Consider the following 19455-nt stretch of genomic DNA (forward strand, 5'->3'; position numbering starts at 1 on the left):
GCCCTAGCCGTCAAGCGGGTCATGCTTTATTATCCAGCATCTTTTTCAGACCATCGAGAGGCGTGCGGCCCCACACGCGGGCAGATGGCACGCAGGAAGCCCGGACTAATAAGATGGCATTGAAATCCCCCGCGTTTCGTAGAAAGTTTCCGTTGCTGGTCACCGGCGGTCTGCTGGCCCTGCAACCTTTTGCCACCTCGTACGTGGTAGCAGCCGAGCAGTTCGACTGCCAAGTGTCCGCCTCCGGTGGTTGGGACTGCAAGCCCAAGAGCCCAGTCAACAACTTGCCACCGCGCCCAGTGCATGACGGCGCTGCGCTCACTTCCGGCACCGAGGCCCCATCGGCCGAGGCCGAAAGTGCTGACAAGCCGGTGCTGGTCACCGAGAGCAAAGGCCGTGGCCTGAAGTCGCGCAGCGAGGATTACAGCCATCTCGATTGGGTCCCGCGCGAAAAGCTCACCGCTGCCCAGCTGGCCGAAACCGGCCCGTACTGCGGTGGCGCGTACATCGAGCCGACTCGCCCAGGCATGGCCGACACCACGCCCAAGGAGGAATCGCCGACCTACATCAACGCCAAGGTCTCCAAGTACCAGCAGGAGCAGCAGATCGCTACCCTCGCCGGTGACGTGGTCATGCGCCAAGGCAGCATGCAGGCCGAAGCCGATGAGGCCAACCTGTACCAGGCCGAGAACCGTGGCGAGCTCAAGGGCAACGTCAGGATTCGCGACAACGGCTCGCTGGTCGTGGGCGACGAGGCGCAGATCCAGCTCGACACGGGCGAAGCCCAGGTCGACAACGCCGAATACGTGATGCACAAGTCGCACATCCGCGGCAACGCCCTGTACGCCAAGCGTAGCGAGAACGCCATCATCCGCCTCAAGGATGGTACCTACACCACGTGCGAACCGGGCAGCAACGCCTGGCAGCTCAAGGGCAACAACATCACCCTGAACCCGGCCACCGGCTTCGGTACCGCGACCAACGTCACCCTGCGGGTCAAGGATTTCCCGGTGTTCTACACACCGTACATCTATTTCCCGATCGACGACCGTCGCCAATCCGGCTTCCTGCCACCGTCGTTCAGCAGCACCAGCGACACCGGCTTCATGCTGGTCACGCCGTACTACTTCAACCTGGCGCCCAACTACGACGCCACGTTGTACCCGCGTTACATGACCAAGCGTGGCTTGCTGATGGAAGGCGAATTCCGCTACCTGACCAAGTCCAGCGAAGGCCAGCTCGGCGGCGCGTACCTGAACGACAAGAACGACGATCGCAAAGAGCAGACTGATTACGAAGATCAGCGCTGGATGGTCAACTGGCAGCACAAAGGTGGCCTGGACGAGCGCCTGTTGGCCGAGGTGGACTACACCGACATCAGCGACCCGTTCTACTTCCAGGACCTGGAGTCTGACCAGATCGGCGTCGAGAGCAAAGATGCGCTGAACCAGCAAGGCGCACTGACCTATCGCGGCGACAGCTACCAGGCTCGCCTGAACTTGCAGGCCTACGAGATGGCCACCATCTCGAAGATCACCCCATATAACAAGCTGCCTCAAATCACCCTGAACGGCATGCTGCCGTACCACCCGGGTGGCTTCGACTTCAGCTACAAGACCGAAGCCGTGCGCTTTGATCGCGACCTGAAGAACGGCCCCGTCTTCAACGAAGATGGCCAGCTGGACACTACTGCCGGTGCCAACGGCCAGCGTCTTGACGAGAACATCTTCGGCCTGGCAAGGGCCAACGGTAACCGCCTGAACATCGCGCCGGCCATCAGCCTGCCGATGGAGGCCAGCTACGGCTACGTGAAGCCGAAGCTGACCTACATGTACACCAACTACGATCTGGACCTGGACAGCGAAGGCAAATCTGACCTGGCCAGTGCCTCGCAAGCCACACGCGACCTGCGCGGTGACTTCTCGAGCAGCCAGAGCCGCGACATCCCGATTTTCAGCGTAGACAGCGGCCTGTACTTCGACCGCGACACCTCGCTGTTCGGCACCAACTACCGTCAAACCCTCGAACCGCGCCTGTTCTATCTCTACGTCCCGTACAAAGACCAGATGGACATCCCGCTGTTCGACACGGGTGAAACGCTGTTCAGTTACGACTCCCTGTTCCGTGAAAACCGCTTCAGCGGCACCGACCGCATCGGTGACGAGAACAAGCTGTCGCTGGGGCTGACCACGCGGTGGATCGAAGAAAACGGCTTCGAGCGCCAGTTCCTGAGCGTTGGCCAGGCTTACTACTTCAAGGATCGCAAGGTCCAGCTGCCAGGCATCGACTATCGCACCCGCACCGACTCGCAGGCAGATGTGTCGCCTTACGCCCTGCTGTACGGCTACCGCTTCAACCGCGACTGGCGCTTCAACGCCAACTACAACTGGGACCCGGAAACCAGCAGCCCACGCTCGGGTGCCGCGATGTTCCATTACCAGCCGGAAGACAACCCGAACAAGGTCGTCAACCTGGGCTATCGCTACCGCAACGACACCATCGCCTACGATTCCACCACCGGTACCTGGAAAGTGGGCGGCGGCGACTATGGCACGCCGGGCAGCGCGAACTACATCAAGGATTACTACAAGATCCAGCAGCACGACTTCTCGGTCATCTGGCCGATCGTGCCGCAATGGAGCGTGATCGCCCGCTGGCAGCACGATTACAACCGCAACCGCACCCTGGAAGCCATGGGCGGTTTCGAGTATGACAACTGCTGCTGGAAACTGCGTCTGATCAACCGCTACTGGATCGACTACGACGACTTCAGCCAGGCTACCCCACAGAACGAGAAAGGCGACCACGGCATCTTCCTTCAGATCGTGCTCAAAGGTCTCGGTGGTGTGGTAGGCAACAAGGTCGAATCGTTCCTCGACGAAGGCATTCAAGGTTACCGTACACGTGAAGACCAAGCTTATTGATCGTCTGCGCCCAGTGTTGCTGGGCGCTGTATTGCTGAGTGGCGCGGTGCATGCCGCGGTGCAACCCCTGGATCGTGTGGTGGCCATCGTCGACAACGACGTGGTCATGCAAAGCCAACTGGACCAGCGCGTCCAGGAGGTTCAGCAAACCATCGCCAAGCGCGGCGGCGGCGTACCGCCGACCAGCGCGCTGGAGCAGCAGGTACTGGAACGCCTGATCGTCGAGAACCTGCAGCTGCAGATCGGTGAACGTTCGGGCATCCGCATCACCGACGAGGAACTCAACCAGGCCATCGGCACCATTGCCCAGCGCAATGGCATGTCGCTGGACCAGTTCCGCGCCGCGCTGGCCCGCGACGGCCTGTCGTTCGACGACGCCCGCGAGCAGGTCAAACGCGAGATGATCATCAGCCGCGTGCGCCAGCGCCGTGTGGCCGAGCGCATACAGGTTTCCGAGCAGGAAGTGAAAAACTTCCTCGCCTCGGACCTGGGCAAGATGCAGATGTCCGAAGACTACCGTCTGGCCAACATCCTCATCCCAACCCCGGAAGGCGCCAACTCGGACGACATCCAGAAGGCTGCGCGCAAGGTCGGTGACGTGTACCAGCAACTGCGCCAGGGCGCTGACTTTGGCCAGATGGCGATTGCCAACTCGGCCAGCGAGAACGCCCTTGAAGGTGGCGAGATGGGCTGGCGTAAAGCTGGCCAGTTGCCGCCGGAATTTGCCAAGCTGCTCAGCAGCATGGCCACGGGCGACATCACCCAGCCACTGCGCATCCCTAGCGGCTTCATCATCATCAAGCTCGAAGAGAAGCGCGGCGGCAGCGAAAACGTGCTGCGTGACGAAGTGCATGTACGCCACATCCTGATCAAGCCAAGCGAAATCCGCAGCGAAGCCGCCACCGAGCAGCTGGCTGAGCGCCTGTACGAACGGATCAAGGACGGCGAAGACTTCGCCGAGCTGGCGAAAAGCTTCTCGGAAGACCCGGGTTCAGCGCTTAACGGCGGTGACCTCAACTGGGTCGATCCGAACAGCCTGGTACCGGAGTTCCGCGAGCAGATGGCCAACGCCCAGCAGGGTGTCGTGACCAAACCGTTCAAGACCCAGTACGGCTGGCATGTCCTGGAAGTGCTGGGCCGTCGTGCCACCGACAGCACCGAACAGGCACGCGAGCAGCAGGCAATGAACGTACTGCGTAACCGCAAGTACGACGAAGAGCTGCAGACCTGGCTGCGCCAGATCCGCGACGAAGCCTACGTTGAAATCAAGCTGCCTGGCGCTGACCAGGCCGCACAGTGAAGCCCCTGCGCTTCGCCATCACTCCCGGCGAACCGGCTGGCATAGGCCCCGACCTGTGCCTGCTGCTCGCCGCCGAGCCCCAGCCTCACCCCCTGATCGCCATCACCAGCCGTGACCTGCTCGCCGAGCGGGCCACGCAGCTGGGGCTGGCCGTCAACCTGCTTGCGGTAGCGCCGGGCCAGTGGCCTGACCAGCCGGCGCCGGCAGGTAGCCTCTACGTCTGGGATACTCCCCTGGCCGCCCCCGTGGTGCCGGGCATGCTGGACAAGGCCAACGCGGCTTTTGTCCTGCAGACCCTGACGCGGGCCGGGCAAGGCTGCCTTGAGGGGCATTTCGCAGGGATGATCACGGCCCCTGTGCACAAGGGTGTGATCAACGAAAGCGGCATCGCCTTTTCCGGCCATACCGAATTCCTGGCAGAGCTGACCCACACCGCCCAGGTCGTGATGATGCTGGCGACCCATGGCCTGCGCGTGGCGCTGGTAACCACGCACCTGCCACTGCGCGACATCGCGGACGCTATCACCCCTGAGCGCCTGGAGCGGGTTACCCGCATCCTGCACGCCGACATGCGCGACAAGTTCGGCATCGCCAACCCACGCATCCTGGTCTGCGGGCTCAACCCGCATGCCGGCGAAGGCGGCCACCTGGGCCGCGAAGAAATCGACATCATCGAACCGGCACTGGCCCGCCTGCGCACCGAAGGCATGGACCTGCGCGGCCCGCTGCCGGCCGATACCCTGTTTACCCCCAAATATCTGGAGCACTGCGACGCGGTGCTGGCGATGTACCACGACCAAGGCCTGCCTGTACTCAAGTACAAAGGTTTCGGCGCTGCAGTCAACGTGACCCTGGGCCTGCCGATCATCCGCACGTCGGTCGATCACGGCACCGCCCTGGACCTTGCCGGTACCGGCAACGTCGACACCGGCAGCCTGCGCGTCGCCCTGGAAACCGCCTACCAGATGGCCGAGAACCGACCATGAACGAGCATTATCAACACCGGGCGCGTAAGCGCTTCGGTCAGAACTTCCTGCATGACGCTGGCATCATCGACCGCATCCTGCGCGCCATCAATGCCAAAGCCGGCGAACACCTGCTGGAGATCGGCCCGGGCCAGGGCGCCCTGACCGAGGGCCTGCTGGGCAGCGGCGCACAGCTGGACGTCGTGGAGCTGGACAAAGACCTGGTGCCGATCCTGCAGCACAAGTTTGCCGGACGCGACAACTTCCGCCTGCACCAGGGCGATGCCCTGAAGTTCGATTTCAACCAGCTGGGCGTGCCGGCACGCAGCCTTAAAGTCGTAGGTAACCTGCCCTACAACATCTCCACGCCGTTGATTTTCCACCTGCTCAGCCACGCCGGGCTGATTCGCGACATGCACTTCATGCTGCAGAAGGAAGTGGTCGAGCGCATGGCCGCAGGGCCTGGCGGCGGTGACTGGGGCCGGCTGTCGATCATGGTGCAGTACCACTGCCGGGTCGAGCACCTGTTCAACGTAGGCCCAGGTGCGTTCAACCCGCCGCCGAAGGTGGACTCGGCCATCGTACGCCTGGTACCGCATGAGGTGCTGCCGCACCCGGCCAAGGACCACCTGCTGCTGGAACGCGTCGTGCGCGAAGCCTTCAACCAGCGCCGCAAGACGCTGCGCAATACCCTCAAAGGCCTGCTCGACAGCCAGGCCATCGAGGCCGCTGGCGTGGATGGCAGCCTGCGCCCCGAGCAGCTGGACCTGGCCGCATTCGTACGCCTGGCAGACCAGCTGGCAGACCAGCAAGCCTGACAGCGCTGGCACCGGCGTCTTCGCGGGCAACCTGCGAAGACGCTGCCACAGCCCAAGACTTTAAAGCCCCCTCCCTCCCCGACACCACTGGCCCTCCCCCCCGCCAATGGCCTAGACTGCATGTATCGCCGTATTCGCTTGTTTGACCAAGGCCCATGCATGTCCGATCCCCGTTACCAGATCGACGTCAGCGTCGTGACCCGCTATCTGAAAGACCAATCCGACCCCGAAAGCGATCGCTTTGCATTCGCGTACACCATAACAGTGCAGAACAATGGCTCGATCAAAGCCAAGCTGATGTCTCGACACTGGCTGATCACCAACGGTGATGGTGAAGTGGAGGAGGTACGCGGCGCAGGTGTGATCGGCCAACAACCGACCATCGAGCCGGGCCAGAGCCACACGTACAGCAGCGGTGCAGTGATCAGCACCCGCGTGGGCACCATGCAGGGCAGCTACCAGATGTTCGCCGAGGACGGCAAACGCTTCGAGGCCGACATTGCCCCCTTCCGCCTGGCGGTGCCGGGGGCCCTGCACTGATGGCTACCTACGCCGTCGGTGACCTGCAAGGCTGCCTGCAACCCCTCAAGTGCCTGCTGGAGCGCGTCAAGTTCGACCCGGCTGTCGATCGCCTGTGGCTGGTCGGTGACCTGGTCAACCGCGGGCCTGAATCGCTGCAGACACTGCGCTACCTCTACTCGATCCGCCACTCGCTGACCTGCGTGCTGGGCAACCATGACCTGCACCTGCTGGCTGCATGGCAAAATGTCGAACGCCTGAAGAAAAGCGATACCCTGCGCGAAATCATCGAGGCGCCAGATGCCGATCAACTGCTCGACTGGCTGCGCCAACAGAAACTGCTCCACTATGACGAGCCGCGCGGCATTGCCTTGGTGCACGCTGGCATCCCCCCCCAGTGGACACTGGGCAAAGCCCTGGAGCTGGCTGGCGAAGTCGAGGAGGTGCTGCGCGATGACGAGCGCCTGAAGCTGTACCTCGATGGCATGTACGGCAACGAGCCGAACAAGTGGAGCAAGAACCTCAGCGGCGTCGAGCGCCTTCGGGTGATCACCAACTACCTGACCCGCATGCGCTTCTGCACTGGCACAGGCAAGCTCGACCTCAAGAGCAAGGAAGGGCTGGGCACGGCACCGAAAGGTTACAAGCCCTGGTTCGCGCACAAGGACCGCCGCTCGCGGCATGTGAAGATCATCTTTGGCCACTGGGCCGCACTCGAAGGGCGCGTCGAGGAGCCCGGCATCATCGCCCTCGATACGGGCTGTGTATGGGGTGGCACCATGACCCTCTACAATGTCGACAGCGGTGAATACCTGCGCTGCGACTGCGCCGACGACGGCACCCTGCGCCCGCCGGCACAACCGACTAAACTTAACGATCAGCCCTGAAGGAAAGCCTTACCCATGAGCGAATTCAAACGCATCCCTCCCGAGCAGGCCCTGGCCTTGCGCGCGCAAGGTGCGGTCGTCGTCGACATTCGCGACCCGCAGGCCTATGCAGCCGGCCACATCGCCGGCGCCCGGCACCTGGACAATCATTCGGTTGCCGACTTCATCCGCAATGCCGACCTGGATGCCCCGACCCTGGTGGTCTGCTACCACGGCAACTCCAGCCAGAGCGCGGCCGCGTACCTGGTCGGCCAAGGTTTTTCCGACGTTTACAGCGTCGATGGCGGCTTCGAGCTGTGGCGCACCACCTACCCGGACGAGACCGCGCAAGGCACCCCTGAATAATTTTTTAATTCCACTCCAGCCCGCGCCCCACGCGGGCTCGCGCCTCACCTGACGAACGGTCGCCGACAACTTCTGCGCCGCTTGCCCTTGACCTTGCGGATAACCAACTATTCTTAAGCGCAGGCCATCCAAAAAAGGGGAGAGCCGGTACACCGGCGTGCGGGTCATCGGTAGCGTTACAGGGTGTTCTGGGGGGTATACAGCAATCGGCAAGCCCGGTTGCATGCCAGCATCAGCTGACTGATCCGGCGTCGTCTCCACGTATCGAGCGAGGTGACGTCATGAGTATTTTTAGCCACTTCCAACAACGTTTCGAGTCTACGCGCCAGGAAGAACTCTCGCTGCAGGAGTACCTCGAGCTGTGCAAAGAGGATCGCAGTGCCTACGCATCGGCGGCTGAACGGCTGTTGCTGGCCATCGGCGAGCCGGAACTGATCGACACCTCAAGCAACTCCAGACTGTCGCGCATTTTCTCCAACAAGGTGATCCGCCGGTATCCGGCCTTTGCCGACTTCCATGGCATGGAAGAGTGCATCGACCAGATCGTTTCCTACTTCCGCCACGCCGCCCAAGGCCTTGAAGAGAAGAAACAGATCCTCTATCTGCTGGGCCCGGTGGGTGGCGGCAAATCGTCGCTGGCCGAAAAGCTCAAGCAGCTGATGGAAAAGGTCCCTTTCTACGCGATCAAGGACTCGCCGGTTTTCGAGTCGCCGCTGGGCCTGTTCAACGCCACTGAAGATGGCGCCATCCTCGAAGAAGAGTACGGCATCTCGCGGCGCTACCTGAACACCATCATGTCGCCATGGGCCACCAAGCGCCTGCAGGAGTTCGGTGGCGACATCAGCAAGTTCAGGGTGGTCAAGCTGTACCCCTCGATCCTCAACCAGATCGCTATCGCCAAGACCGAACCAGGCGACGAAAACAACCAGGACATCTCGGCCCTGGTCGGCAAGGTGGATATCCGCAAGCTCGAGGAATTCCCGCAGAACGATGCCGACGCCTACAGTTACTCGGGCGCGCTTTGCCGGGCCAACCAGGGCCTGATGGAATTCGTCGAGATGTTCAAGGCGCCCATCAAAGTCCTGCACCCGCTGCTGACCGCCACCCAGGAAGGCAACTACAACAGTACCGAAGGCCTGGGCGCGATCCCTTATTCCGGGATCCTGCTGGCCCACTCCAACGAATCGGAGTGGCACACCTTCCGCAACAACAAGAACAACGAGGCGTTCATCGACCGGATCTACATCGTCAAGGTGCCGTACTGCCTGCGCGTCAGCGACGAGATCAAGATCTACGACAAACTGCTGGTCAACAGTTCGCTGGCCAAGGCCCATTGCGCACCCGATACGCTCAAGATGCTCGCCCAGTTCACGGTGCTCTCACGCCTGAAGGAGCCGGAAAACTCCAACATCTACTCCAAGATGCGTGTCTACGATGGCGAAAACCTCAAGGATACCGACCCGAAAGCCAAATCGATCCAGGAGTACCGCGATTCTGCGGGTGTCGATGAAGGGATGAACGGCCTGTCCACGCGTTTTGCCTTCAAGATTCTCTCCAAGGTGTTCAACTTCGACCCGCACGAAGTGGCGGCCAACCCCGTGCACCTGCTCTATGTGCTGGAACAGCAGATCGAACAGGAGCAATTCCCGGCGGAAGTGCGTGAACGCTACCTGCGCTACCTGAAGGAATACCTGGCGCCACGCTACATCGAGTTCATCGGCAAGGAAATCCAGACCGCCTACCTCGAGTCCTACAGCGAATACGGTCAGAACATCTTCGACCGCTACGTGCTGTACGCCGACTTCTGGATCCAGGATCAGGAATACCGCGACCCGGAAACTGGCGAGATCCTCAACCGCATTGCCCTGAACGAAGAGCTGGAAAAGATCGAAAAACCGGCTGGCATCAGCAATCCGAAGGATTTCCGCAACGAGATCGTCAACTTCGTACTGCGTGCCCGTGCCAACAACAACGGCAAGAACCCAAGCTGGCTCAGCTACGAGAAGCTGCGGGTGGTGATCGAGAAGAAAATGTTCTCCAACACCGAAGACTTGCTGCCAGTCATCAGCTTCAACGCCAAGGCCAGCAAAGAAGATCAACAGAAACACAACGACTTCGTCACGCGGATGGTGGAGCGTGGCTACACCGATAAACAGGTGCGCCTGCTGTCGGAATGGTACCTGCGGGTCAGGAAATCGCAATAAAGCGGCAAGCTGCCCCTGCAGCAAGCTCCAAGCCGCCAGCAGCAAGCTGCAAGTTGTGCGCGCTCGGTTCAAACCCGACGCCACAGCCTGCAGCAGCGCTGGCTGCTCTTTCTTGAAGCTTGTGGCTTGAAGCTTGTGGCTTGCAGTTGCAGCTGCATCCAGTCACCGGAGGGACCATGAGCTACGTTATCGACCGACGCCTGAACGGCAAGAACAAGAGCACGGTCAACCGCCAGCGTTTCTTGCGGCGCTACCGTGAACACATCAAGAAAGCCGTCGAAGAGGCCGTAAGCCGTCGCTCCATCATGGACATGGAGCACGGCGAGCAGATCAGCATCCCGGGACGTGATATCGACGAACCGGTGCTGCACCATGGCCGCGGCGGCAAGCAGACCATCGTGCATCCGGGCAACAAGGAATTCACTGCTGGCGAACATATCGCCCGGCCGCAGGGCGGTGGCGGCGGTGGTGGCCGCGGCAAGGCAGGCAACTCCGGCGAGGGCATGGACGACTTCGTCTTCCAGATCACCCAGGAAGAGTTCCTCGAGTTCATGTTCGAAGACCTCGAGCTGCCCAACCTGGTCAAACGCCACCTGACCGGTGCCGACACCTTCAAGACCGTGCGCGCCGGTATCGCCAACGAAGGCAACCCGTCGCGCATCAATATCGTGCGCACCCTGCGCTCGGCCCATGCCCGGCGTATCGCCTTGACCGGCAGCAGCCGCGCACTGCTGCGCGAGGCGCAGAAGGAACTGGCCCGGTTGAAAGTCGAGGAGCCCGACAACTTCACCGACATCCAGGAGGTCGAGCAAGAGATCGAGCGGCTCAAGGCCCGTATCAACCGCCTGCCGTTCCTGGATACCTTCGACCTCAAGTACAACCTGCTGGTCAAGCAGCCCAACCCCAGTTCCAAGGCCGTGATGTTCTGCCTGATGGACGTGTCCGGCTCGATGACCCAGGCCACCAAGGACATCGCCAAGCGGTTCTTCATCCTGTTGTACCTGTTCCTCAAGCGCAACTATGACCGCATCGAGGTGGTGTTCATCCGCCACCACACCAGTGCCCGCGAAGTGGACGAAGAAGAGTTCTTCTATTCCCGCGAGACCGGCGGCACCATCGTTTCCAGTGCACTCAAGATGATGCAGGAGATCATGGCCGAACGTTACCCGGCCAGTGACTGGAACATTTACGCCGCCCAGGCTTCCGACGGCGACAACTGGAACGACGACTCGCCCATCTGCCGTGAGATCCTTTCCAAACAGATCATGCCGCACGTGCAGTACTACACTTACGTGGAGATCACCCCCCGCGAGCATCAGGCGCTGTGGTACGAATACGAGCGTATCGGCGAGGCTTTCCCCGACACGTTCGCCCAGCAGCAGTTGGTTTCGGCCGGTGACATTTACCCGGTCTTCCGTGAACTCTTCCAGCGCAGGTTAGCCACATGACCGCCAGAGCACAGAGACGCCAACCCATTTCCACCGGGTCCGAGTGGACGTTCGAGCTGATCCAGACCTACGATCGGGAAATCAGCCGTTTGGCCGAACGTTATGCCCTGGACACCTACCCCAATCAGATCGAAGTGATCACAGCCGAGCAGATGATGGACGCGTATGCCTCCGTCGGCATGCCGCTGGGCTATCACCACTGGTCCTACGGTAAACAGTTCCTCAGCACCGAGAAGTCCTATAGCCGCGGCCAGATGGGCCTGGCCTACGAGATCGTGATCAACTCCGACCCCTGCATCGCCTACCTGATGGAAGAAAACACCATGTGCATGCAGGCACTGGTGATTGCCCACGCCTGCTATGGCCACAACAGTTTCTTCAAAGGCAATTACCTGTTCCGCACATGGACCGATGCCAGTTCGATCATCGACTACCTGGTGTTCGCCAAGCAGTACATCGCCCAGTGCGAAGAGCGCCACGGCATCGATGCTGTCGAAGACCTGATCGACTCCTGCCACGCCTTGATGAACTACGGCGTGGACCGCTACAAACGCCCCTACCCGATCTCCGCCGAGGAGGAGCGGCGCCGCCAGAAGGAGCGCGAGGAGCACCTGCAACGCCAGATCAACGACCTGTGGCGCACCATTCCCAAAGGCGCAGAGAAAGGCGGCGACCGCGATGATGCGCGCTTCCCCGCCGAACCGCAGGAAAACATCCTTTACTTCATCGAAAAACACGCCCCGCTACTCGAGCCTTGGCAGCGCGAAGTGGTGCGTATCGTGCGTAAGATCGCGCAGTACTTCTACCCCCAACGCCAGACGCAGGTCATGAACGAAGGCTGGGCGACCTTCTGGCACTACACCCTGATGAACGACCTGTACGACGAGGGCCTGGTTACCGACGGCTTCATCATGGAATTTCTTCAGTCGCACACCAGTGTGGTGTTCCAGCCCGGCTTCGACAGCCCTTATTACAGCGGCATCAACCCTTATGCCCTGGGTTTCGCCATGTACACCGACATCCGCCGCATGTGCGAAAACCCTACCGAGGAAGATCGCCGCTGGTTCCCGGACATCGCCGGCAGTGATTGGCTGTCGACCATCAAGTTCGCCATGAGCAGCTTCAAGGATGAGAGCTTCATCCTGCAGTACCTGTCTCCCAAAGTGATCCGCGACCTCAAGCTGTTCAGCATCCTGGATGACGACCAGCGCGACGACCTGCTGGTGCCTGCGATCCATGACGAAGCTGGCTACCGGGCGATACGCGAGCAACTCGCGGCCCAGTACAACCTGGGCAACCGCGAACCCAACGTACAGATCTGGAGCATCGACCGCCGCGGCGACCGCTCCCTGACCTTGCGCCACCAGCAACACAACCGCAAACCGCTGGGTGACTCCACCGAGGAGGTGCTCAAGCACCTGCACCGCCTTTGGGGCTTCGACATCCACCTGGAAACCGTGCAAGGCGATCAAGTGGTCAAGACCCACCACATGCCACCGCGTGGCGAGCATGGCGAAGCCGGCGACTACGGCCGCATGGACCTGGCCGTCATCCATCACCTCTAGCCTGCACACCACCATTGCTGCCGACAGGGTATCCTGTGGGCAGTAATGGAGGCTGCACATGCAAATCTACAAAGTCGGCGGCGCCGTGCGCGACCGCCTGCTCGGGCGCCCGGTCAGTGACATCGATTGGCTGGTGGTGGGTGCCAGCGTCGAAGAAATGAACGCCAAGGGCTTTCGCCCGGTTGGCGCTGACTTCCCGGTTTTCCTGCACCCAAAGACGGGCGAGGAATATGCCCTGGCGCGTACCGAGCGCAAGAGCGGGCGCGGGTATGGCGGTTTTACCTTCCACGCCAGCCCCGAGGTGACCCTCGAAGAAGACCTGATCCGTCGCGACCTCACCATCAATGCCATGGCCGAGGATGATCAGGGGAACGTTCTGGACCCCTTTCACGGTCGGGCCGATCTTGAGCAACGCCTTCTGCGCCATGTGTCCCCGGCATTCGCCGAAGACCCCTTGCGCGTACTGCGTGTTGCCCGCTTTGCCGCACGCTATGCGCCGTTGGGGTTCAGGGTCGCCGATGAAACACTGGAGCTGATGAAGCAGATCGCGACTTCTGGCGAACTGCAGGCGCTGACGGCTGAACGCAGCTGGAAAGAGATCGAGCGAGCGCTGATGGAAGATGAGCCACAGGTGTTCATCAACGTACTGAGCGACTGTGCAGCACTGAAACAACTGATGCCTGAGCTTGAGGGAGATGCGGCTGCGCTGGCGGCACTGACGCAAGCAGCCAAACATCATCAGCCACTGCACATTCGCTGGGCCTGCCTGCTGCATAGCCTGGAGCCAGCCTCGATCAAAGCGCTCAACCAGCGCTTCAAGGCGCCGCGTGAATGCCAGGAACTGGCCATGCTGGTGGGTGAATGCGCCAGCAACGGCCACAGGGCCTTGCAGCTGGAGCCAGAAGACATGCTGGCATTGCTTCAGAAGTTCGACGTGTATCGGCGACCACAACGCTTCGAGGATTTCATTTCCGTGTGCCAGATGGTTGCCCAAGGAAGCGCACAGGCTTATCCACAGGCGGATTACCTGCGCGCAGCGGCAGCGGCCGCCAGGGCGGTAGAGGCGAAGCCCCTGGTGGAAGCAGGGCTGACCGGGCAGGCATTGGGGGAGGCGCTGAAGCATCAGCGCCTGGAGGCACTGAAGGCCTACAAGGCCAATGCCGAAAACTGATCCAACTGCTCGTACCTACCCGTGAAGGGGCCAGTACGAGCAGCGATCACCCCGGCTCAGACGCTGGTAAGCTGCAAACCGCGCCATTCAAACGCGACCGGCGCCAACACCTGGTCGATATTAGCCTCCTGCCACAACCGGGCCATGCTCTTACCCTCTCCCGGATGCACCAGCTCAGGCGCCAGCAGCGCCAACGGCCATAGCACGAACGCGTTCTTCAGAATCTCGGCCCTGGGCAACACCAGCCCATCGAACGTGCCATGCAGATCGTCATACATCAGCACATCGATATCCAGCGGCAGGCCCTTGCGGTCGGGCGCGTAGCGGCCATTGTCAGCCTCGATGAACTTGAGCCGGCGGTCCAGCTCCATCAACCCAAGGTCGGTCTTGCCCGTCACCACGAAATTGATGAATGGGCCGCTCTTGATCCCCACAGCCTGGCTTTCGAACGCCGGAGAACAACGCATGTCACAGAGGATCGCCGCCAATGCATCGAGCCCTGCGCACAGGTGCGCATGGCGATCGATGTTGCTGCCCAGGCCCAGGTAAACCGTGCTCAGAGACATCCGCGCTCGATCTCCACGCCAACACCGCCTCGGGCCGCAGGGACCGCACCCGGCTTGGTCAGCTTGAGCCGCACCCAAGGGATGTGGAACTCTTCCATCAGGGCCGCGACCAGCCGCTCGGCGAACGTCTCCACCAGCTCGAAACGCGCCTGCTCGGCAAAGGCCTGGATACGCGCCGAAACACTGGCATAGTCCAACGCCAGGTTCAGATCATCGCCAGCCGCTGCCGGGCGATTGTCCCAGGCGAAACTCAGGTCCAGGCGCAGGCACTGGCGAATATCCCGTTCCCAGTCATAGGCACCGATGACGGTATCGACTTCCAGGCCTTCGATGAACACTCTGTCCAAGCACTTCTCTCCACAGCACGACAAGGGCGACTGGCGCCGTTAGAATCAGGGCGTCCTCGCCCGGAATAGTTAGCATGTTTTGGTTACTGGCGCTGCTCGCCTACCTGCTCGGCTCGCTGTCCTTCGCCATCGTCCTCAGCCGCCTTTCGGGCAGCCCGGACCCGCGCTCCTGCGGTTCGGGCAATGCCGGCGCCACCAACATGCTACGCCTGGCGGGCCGCAAAATGGCGATCCTGACCCTGCTTGGCGACCTGTGCAAGGGCTTGCTGCCCGTAATGCTGGCACGCCTGGCCGGGCTCGACCTGCAAGAGCAGGCCTGGGTAGGCGTCTGCGCGGTGCTCGGCCACCTGTTCCCAGTGTACTTCCGTTTCCAGGGCGGCAAGGGCGTGGCCACGGCGGCCGGCATGCTCATGGGCCTGTACTTCCCCGCCGCGCTACTGGCCATCGCCGCCTGGCTGCTGACGTTCTACCTTACCCGCACCAGCTCGCTGGCCGCGCTGATCGCCACACCGCTGACCCTGCCACTGCTGGCCTGGCGCGAGCCAGCGGCCCTGCTGCCGATCAGCGTGCTGACCGTGATGATCGTCTGGCGCCACCGCAATAACCTGCGCGACCTGTTCGCCGGGCGCGAACGCCACTTCTGACGCACACGCAAGCGGCTTACAACGGTGGCAACTGCTCCATCGGCCAGCGCGCCTGCACGCTGATCGCCAGGTCCTGCTGCTGCCCGGCCAACAGCCGCTGGCAACCGGCATAGGCGATCATCGCGCCGTTGTCGGTACAGAATTGGGGACGCGCGTAGTACACGTTGCCTTTGATACTGCCGAGCATGTCCTCGAGGGAGGCACGCAATGCCTTGTTGGCGCTCACGCCACCGGCAATCACCAGACGCTTGAGGCCGGTCTGCTTCAGTGCGCGCTTGCACTTGATGGTCAGAGTCTCCACCACAGCCTGCTGGAACGCCAGGGACACGTCGCAACGGGTTTGCTCGTTGTCGTCACCAGCATCGCGGCACTGCTGCCAAGTGTTCAGGGCAAAGGTCTTCAAGCCACTGAAGCTGAACGCCAGGCCCGGACGGTCGGTCATCGGCCGCGGGAACACAAAACGCCCCGGTACGCCCCGTTCTGCCAGGCGAGCGATTTCCGGGCCACCCGGGTAATTGAGGCCGATCAGCTTGGCAGTCTTGTCGAACGCTTCGCCAGCAGCATCATCCAGGCTCTCGCCCAGCAACTCGTACTGGCCGATGCCATCGACCCGAACCAGCTGGGTATGCCCCCCAGACACCAACAAAGCGACGAACGGAAACTGCGGAGGATTTTCCTCAAGCATGGGCGCCAACAGATGGCCTTCCATATGGTGCACGCCGATCGCCGGAATATCCCATGCGAAAGCCAGAGCCTGGGCGCAGGACGCACCCACCAGCAGCGCTCCGACCAGGCCAGGGCCTGCGGTGTAGGCAATGGCGTCGATCTCGGTGGCCACGCAGCCCGCCTCGTCCAGCACCTGGCGGATCAGGGGCAGCATGCGCTTGACGTGGTCCCGTGAGGCAAGCTCGGGTACCACCCCGCCAAACACGCGGTGCAGGTCGATCTGGCTGAACAGCGCGTCGGCCAACAAACCGCGTTCGCTGTCGTATAATGCGACGCCGGTTTCGTCGCAGGATGTTTCCAATCCCAGTACTAGCATGGGCTCGTCCCTTGTGGGGGCTGATTTCGAAGCCGCGCATGATAGTCCCCGTGCCGGGTGCCGACCAGCGGTTTTCGATCAGAGGCTTTGCATTCCGGCTTGCTAAGGGTTAACATCCGCAACCCTTGAAAACCGACGTTCTCCAGCACACCTTTGTTTTGCCAGGAGCACGTCTACCCCGGTAATGAATTAAGGTAGCCCTGGATGCCAGCCGTCAAAGTTAAAGAGAACGAACCCTTCGACGTAGCTCTGCGTCGTTTCAAGCGCTCCTGCGAAAAAGCCGGTGTACTGGCTGAAGTTCGTAGCCGCGAGTTTTACGAGAAGCCGACCGCCGAGCGTAAGCGTAAAGCAGCTGCTGCTGTTAAGCGTCACGCCAAGAAAGTTCAGCGCGAACAGCGCCGCGCCGTTCGTCTGTACTAATACAGTACAGCCGTTCTACGCAAAGCTTCTGCCCTGCCCGGCTCACCGCCGGGCCGATGGCAGCGGTTTGTTTCAACCTTGAGCAGCTAGTTCAAGGCGTCCATCGCAACCTGCAATGGGCAAAGCGCATCAAAACGTCAGAGCTGGTTTCGACCAGTCGTGCACGTCCTCACTGACGAGCCCCTGGTTACCTGGAGGCTACCGACGAGCACACATTCCCTCGCACATCCCCTAGCAGCTCTTGCCCCTAACGGCGCGCTAGCGTTTAGACTTGCCAGTTGCCAGATGACGAGACTGCCATGGCCGGGCTGATTCCCCAAAGCTTCATTGACGACCTGATCAACCGCCTCGACATCGTCGACGTGGTGAGTTCGCGCGTCCAGCTGAAAAAGGCCGGCAAGAACTACTCTGCCTGTTGCCCGTTCCACAAAGAGAAAACCCCGTCCTTCACGGTCAGCCCGGACAAGCAGTTCTATTACTGCTTCGGTTGCGGCGCAGGCGGCAACGCCCTGGGCTTCGTCATGGACCACGACAACCTGGACTTCCCCCAGGCCGTCGAGGAACTGGCCCGTGCCGCAGGCATGGAAGTGCCCCGCGAGGAAGGCCGTCGCGGCCAGAAGCCGCGACAGCCTACAGACTCGCCGCTTTACCCGCTGCTGGATGCAGCCTCGGAATTCTACCGCCAGGCCCTGCGCAGCCACCCGACCCGCAAAGCCGCAGTGGACTACCTCAAGGGCCGCGGCCTGTCGGGCGAAATTGCCCGTGACTTCGGCCTGGGGTTCGCACCACCTGGCTGGGACAACCTGCTCAAGCACCTCGGCGCGGACACCCTGCAACAGAAGGTGATGATCGACGCCGGCCTGCTGATCGAAAACGCCGAAAGCGGCAAACGCTACGACCGCTTCCGCGACCGGGTGATGTTCCCGATACGCGACAGCCGCGGGCGCATCATCGCCTTTGGCGGCCGCGTTCTGGGCGACGACAAGCCCAAGTACCTCAACTCCCCGGAGACCCCGGTATTCCATAAGGGCCAGGAACTTTACGGGCTGTATGAGGCGCGCAAGCACAACCGCAACCTCGACGAGATCATCGTCGTCGAGGGTTACATGGATGTCATCGCCCTGGCCCAGCAAGGCCTGCGCAACGCCGTAGCCACACTCGGCACCGCCACCAGCGAAGAACACCTCAAGCGCCTGTTTCGCGTGGTGCCCAGCGTACTGTTCTGCTTCGACGGCGACCAGGCCGGGCGCAAGGCCGCCTGGCGCGCCCTGGAGTCGACCCTCTCGGCACTGCAGGACGGGCGCCGTGCGCGCTTCCTGTTCCTGCCCGAAGGCGAAGACCCGGACAGCCTGGTACGCGCAGAGGGCACCGATGCCTTCATGGCGCGCATCAACCAGCACGCCCAGCCGCTGGCCGACTATTTCTTCGAGCAACTGAGCGTCGAGGCCGACCCGCGCTCGCTTGAAGGCAAGGCGCACATGGCGACCCTGGCTGCACCGTTGATCGAAAAAATCCCCGGCGCCAACCTGCGCCAGCTGATGCGCAATCGCCTGAAGGAAATTACCGGCCTTGATCCACAGCAGGTCGAGCAGTTGGCCCAGCAGGCGCCTGCCGCCAACAGCGTGCCGGACTATGACCCTGGCTACGACTACGACGCCATGGCCAGTTACACCCCCGACTATGGCGACATGCCGCAACACGACTACGCCCCGGCGCAGCAGGAGCAGCAGTGGAAGCCGAACAAGGGGGGCGGCAAGAAGCCGTGGAGCGACAAGCCCTGGGACAAGAACCGCAAGGGAAGCAAGCCGTGGCAGCAGCGCGATGAAGCGCCGCCACGCACGCCGGCACCGGTGGAACCCCCGACCCTGGCGGCCTTGCGCACGCTGCTGCACCACCCGTTGCTGGCCGGCAAAGTCGAGGACGCCAGCCACTTTGCCGACGAAGAGCATCTCTACAGCCAGTTGCTGGTGGCGCTGATCGAGGCCGCGCAGAAAAATCCTGGGCTAAGCTCAATGCAGCTGATCGCACGCTGGCACGGCACTGAACAGGGCCGCTTGCTGCGGGCCCTGGCAGAAAAGGAATGGCTGATCGTGGCCGACAACCTTGAACAACAGTTTTTCGACACTATAACTAGCTTGTCCGCCCGCCAACGCGAGCGCAGCCTGGAACATCTGCTCAGGAAAGCACGTCAAAGCGAGTTGAGCAGCGAGGAAAAATCTCAGCTTCTCGCCCTGCTGAGCCGGAATGTTCCCGCACAAACGCCGACCTCATCTGGCGCGTGAGGCCCATG

General features: G+C 61.7%; 17 protein-coding genes. 14 read left to right on the forward strand and 3 right to left on the reverse strand.

Annotation, left to right across the window (positions count from 1 at the left end; all coding sequences use genetic code 11):
- The first annotated feature begins 113 nt into the window (after positions 1-113).
- The 11 genes from ACMGF5_RS06765 to ACMGF5_RS06815 all read left to right on the forward strand — a co-directional run bounded on the left by ACMGF5_RS06765 (position 114) and on the right by ACMGF5_RS06815 (position 14146).
- Positions 114-2924 carry an LPS-assembly protein LptD gene (locus tag ACMGF5_RS06765; protein ID WP_414157663.1) on the forward strand — a complete coding sequence of 937 codons (2811 nt, stop codon included), beginning with the start codon at positions 114-116 and terminating at the stop codon, positions 2922-2924.
- Entirely contained in the window at positions 2905-4224 is a 1320-nt protein-coding gene (gene surA, locus ACMGF5_RS06770; protein WP_046787602.1) for a peptidylprolyl isomerase SurA, read from the forward strand. The genes ACMGF5_RS06765 and surA overlap by 20 nt, the downstream gene beginning before the upstream one ends.
- The gene (gene pdxA, locus ACMGF5_RS06775; protein ID WP_115273033.1) at positions 4221-5210 is read left to right on the forward strand and encodes a 4-hydroxythreonine-4-phosphate dehydrogenase PdxA; all 990 of its coding nucleotides are present in this window, start codon (positions 4221-4223) and stop codon (positions 5208-5210) included. The genes surA and pdxA overlap by 4 nt, the downstream gene beginning before the upstream one ends.
- Positions 5207-6007, forward strand: a complete 801-nt coding sequence (rsmA, locus tag ACMGF5_RS06780) for a 16S rRNA (adenine(1518)-N(6)/adenine(1519)-N(6))-dimethyltransferase RsmA (RefSeq protein WP_046787573.1) — start codon at positions 5207-5209, stop codon at positions 6005-6007. Before pdxA ends, rsmA begins: the two co-directional genes overlap by 4 nt.
- Before the next feature lie 159 nt (positions 6008-6166).
- A complete protein-coding gene (gene apaG / locus ACMGF5_RS06785; RefSeq protein ID WP_012316563.1) occupies positions 6167-6547 on the forward strand; it encodes a Co2+/Mg2+ efflux protein ApaG in 381 nt (126 codons plus the stop codon).
- Positions 6547-7413, forward strand: coding sequence for a symmetrical bis(5'-nucleosyl)-tetraphosphatase (locus ACMGF5_RS06790; RefSeq protein ID WP_115273034.1), 867 nt, complete (start codon positions 6547-6549; stop codon positions 7411-7413). The genes apaG and ACMGF5_RS06790 overlap by 1 nt, the downstream gene beginning before the upstream one ends.
- A 15-nt stretch (positions 7414-7428) precedes the next feature.
- Complete coding sequence (gene glpE / locus ACMGF5_RS06795; protein WP_046787571.1) at positions 7429-7758, forward strand: thiosulfate sulfurtransferase GlpE; 330 nt, start codon at positions 7429-7431, stop codon at positions 7756-7758.
- Between the two features lie 281 nt (positions 7759-8039).
- A complete protein-coding gene (locus ACMGF5_RS06800; protein WP_012316566.1) occupies positions 8040-9962 on the forward strand; it encodes a PrkA family serine protein kinase in 1923 nt (640 codons plus the stop codon).
- 176 nt (positions 9963-10138) lie between these two features.
- Positions 10139-11410 carry a YeaH/YhbH family protein gene (locus tag ACMGF5_RS06805; protein ID WP_012316567.1) on the forward strand — a complete coding sequence of 424 codons (1272 nt, stop codon included), beginning with the start codon at positions 10139-10141 and terminating at the stop codon, positions 11408-11410.
- Positions 11407-12975, forward strand: coding sequence for a SpoVR family protein (locus tag ACMGF5_RS06810; RefSeq protein WP_414157664.1), 1569 nt, complete (start codon positions 11407-11409; stop codon positions 12973-12975). Before ACMGF5_RS06805 ends, ACMGF5_RS06810 begins: the two co-directional genes overlap by 4 nt.
- A 58-nt stretch (positions 12976-13033) precedes the next feature.
- Entirely contained in the window at positions 13034-14146 is a 1113-nt protein-coding gene (locus tag ACMGF5_RS06815; protein WP_115273035.1) for a multifunctional CCA addition/repair protein, read from the forward strand.
- A gap of 56 nt (positions 14147-14202) precedes the next feature.
- Here ACMGF5_RS06815 and folK read toward each other — a convergent pair whose 3' ends face one another.
- Together folK and folB are read right to left on the reverse strand one after the other, a co-directional pair.
- Complete coding sequence (gene folK / locus ACMGF5_RS06820) at positions 14203-14712, reverse strand: 2-amino-4-hydroxy-6-hydroxymethyldihydropteridine diphosphokinase (protein WP_039602169.1); 510 nt, start codon at positions 14710-14712, stop codon at positions 14203-14205.
- Positions 14703-15059 carry a dihydroneopterin aldolase gene (folB, locus tag ACMGF5_RS06825; RefSeq protein ID WP_009682799.1) on the reverse strand — a complete coding sequence of 119 codons (357 nt, stop codon included), beginning with the start codon at positions 15057-15059 and terminating at the stop codon, positions 14703-14705. The genes folK and folB overlap by 10 nt, the downstream gene beginning before the upstream one ends.
- 74 nt (positions 15060-15133) lie before the next feature.
- Here folB and plsY point away from each other — a divergent pair, with 74 nt between their 5' ends.
- Positions 15134-15703, forward strand: a complete 570-nt coding sequence (gene plsY / locus ACMGF5_RS06830) for a glycerol-3-phosphate 1-O-acyltransferase PlsY (RefSeq protein WP_012316571.1) — start codon at positions 15134-15136, stop codon at positions 15701-15703.
- 16 nt (positions 15704-15719) lie between these two features.
- On the opposite strand, the gene tsaD is transcribed toward plsY, so the two are convergent.
- Positions 15720-16745, reverse strand: coding sequence for a tRNA (adenosine(37)-N6)-threonylcarbamoyltransferase complex transferase subunit TsaD (gene tsaD / locus ACMGF5_RS06835; RefSeq protein ID WP_012316572.1), 1026 nt, complete (start codon positions 16743-16745; stop codon positions 15720-15722).
- Between the two features lie 204 nt (positions 16746-16949).
- Between tsaD and rpsU the strand changes: the two genes are divergently transcribed.
- Together rpsU and dnaG are read left to right on the forward strand one after the other, a co-directional pair.
- Complete coding sequence (gene rpsU / locus ACMGF5_RS06840; RefSeq protein ID WP_003255575.1) at positions 16950-17165, forward strand: 30S ribosomal protein S21; 216 nt, start codon at positions 16950-16952, stop codon at positions 17163-17165.
- A 299-nt stretch (positions 17166-17464) separates the two neighbouring features.
- Positions 17465-19447, forward strand: coding sequence for a DNA primase (gene dnaG / locus ACMGF5_RS06845; RefSeq protein ID WP_281868866.1), 1983 nt, complete (start codon positions 17465-17467; stop codon positions 19445-19447).
- Positions 19448-19455: the final 8 nt, after the last annotated feature.

The organism is Pseudomonas sp. BNK-15 (assembly GCF_047456105.1).
Taxonomy (GTDB): domain Bacteria; phylum Pseudomonadota; class Gammaproteobacteria; order Pseudomonadales; family Pseudomonadaceae; genus Aquipseudomonas; species Aquipseudomonas putida_E.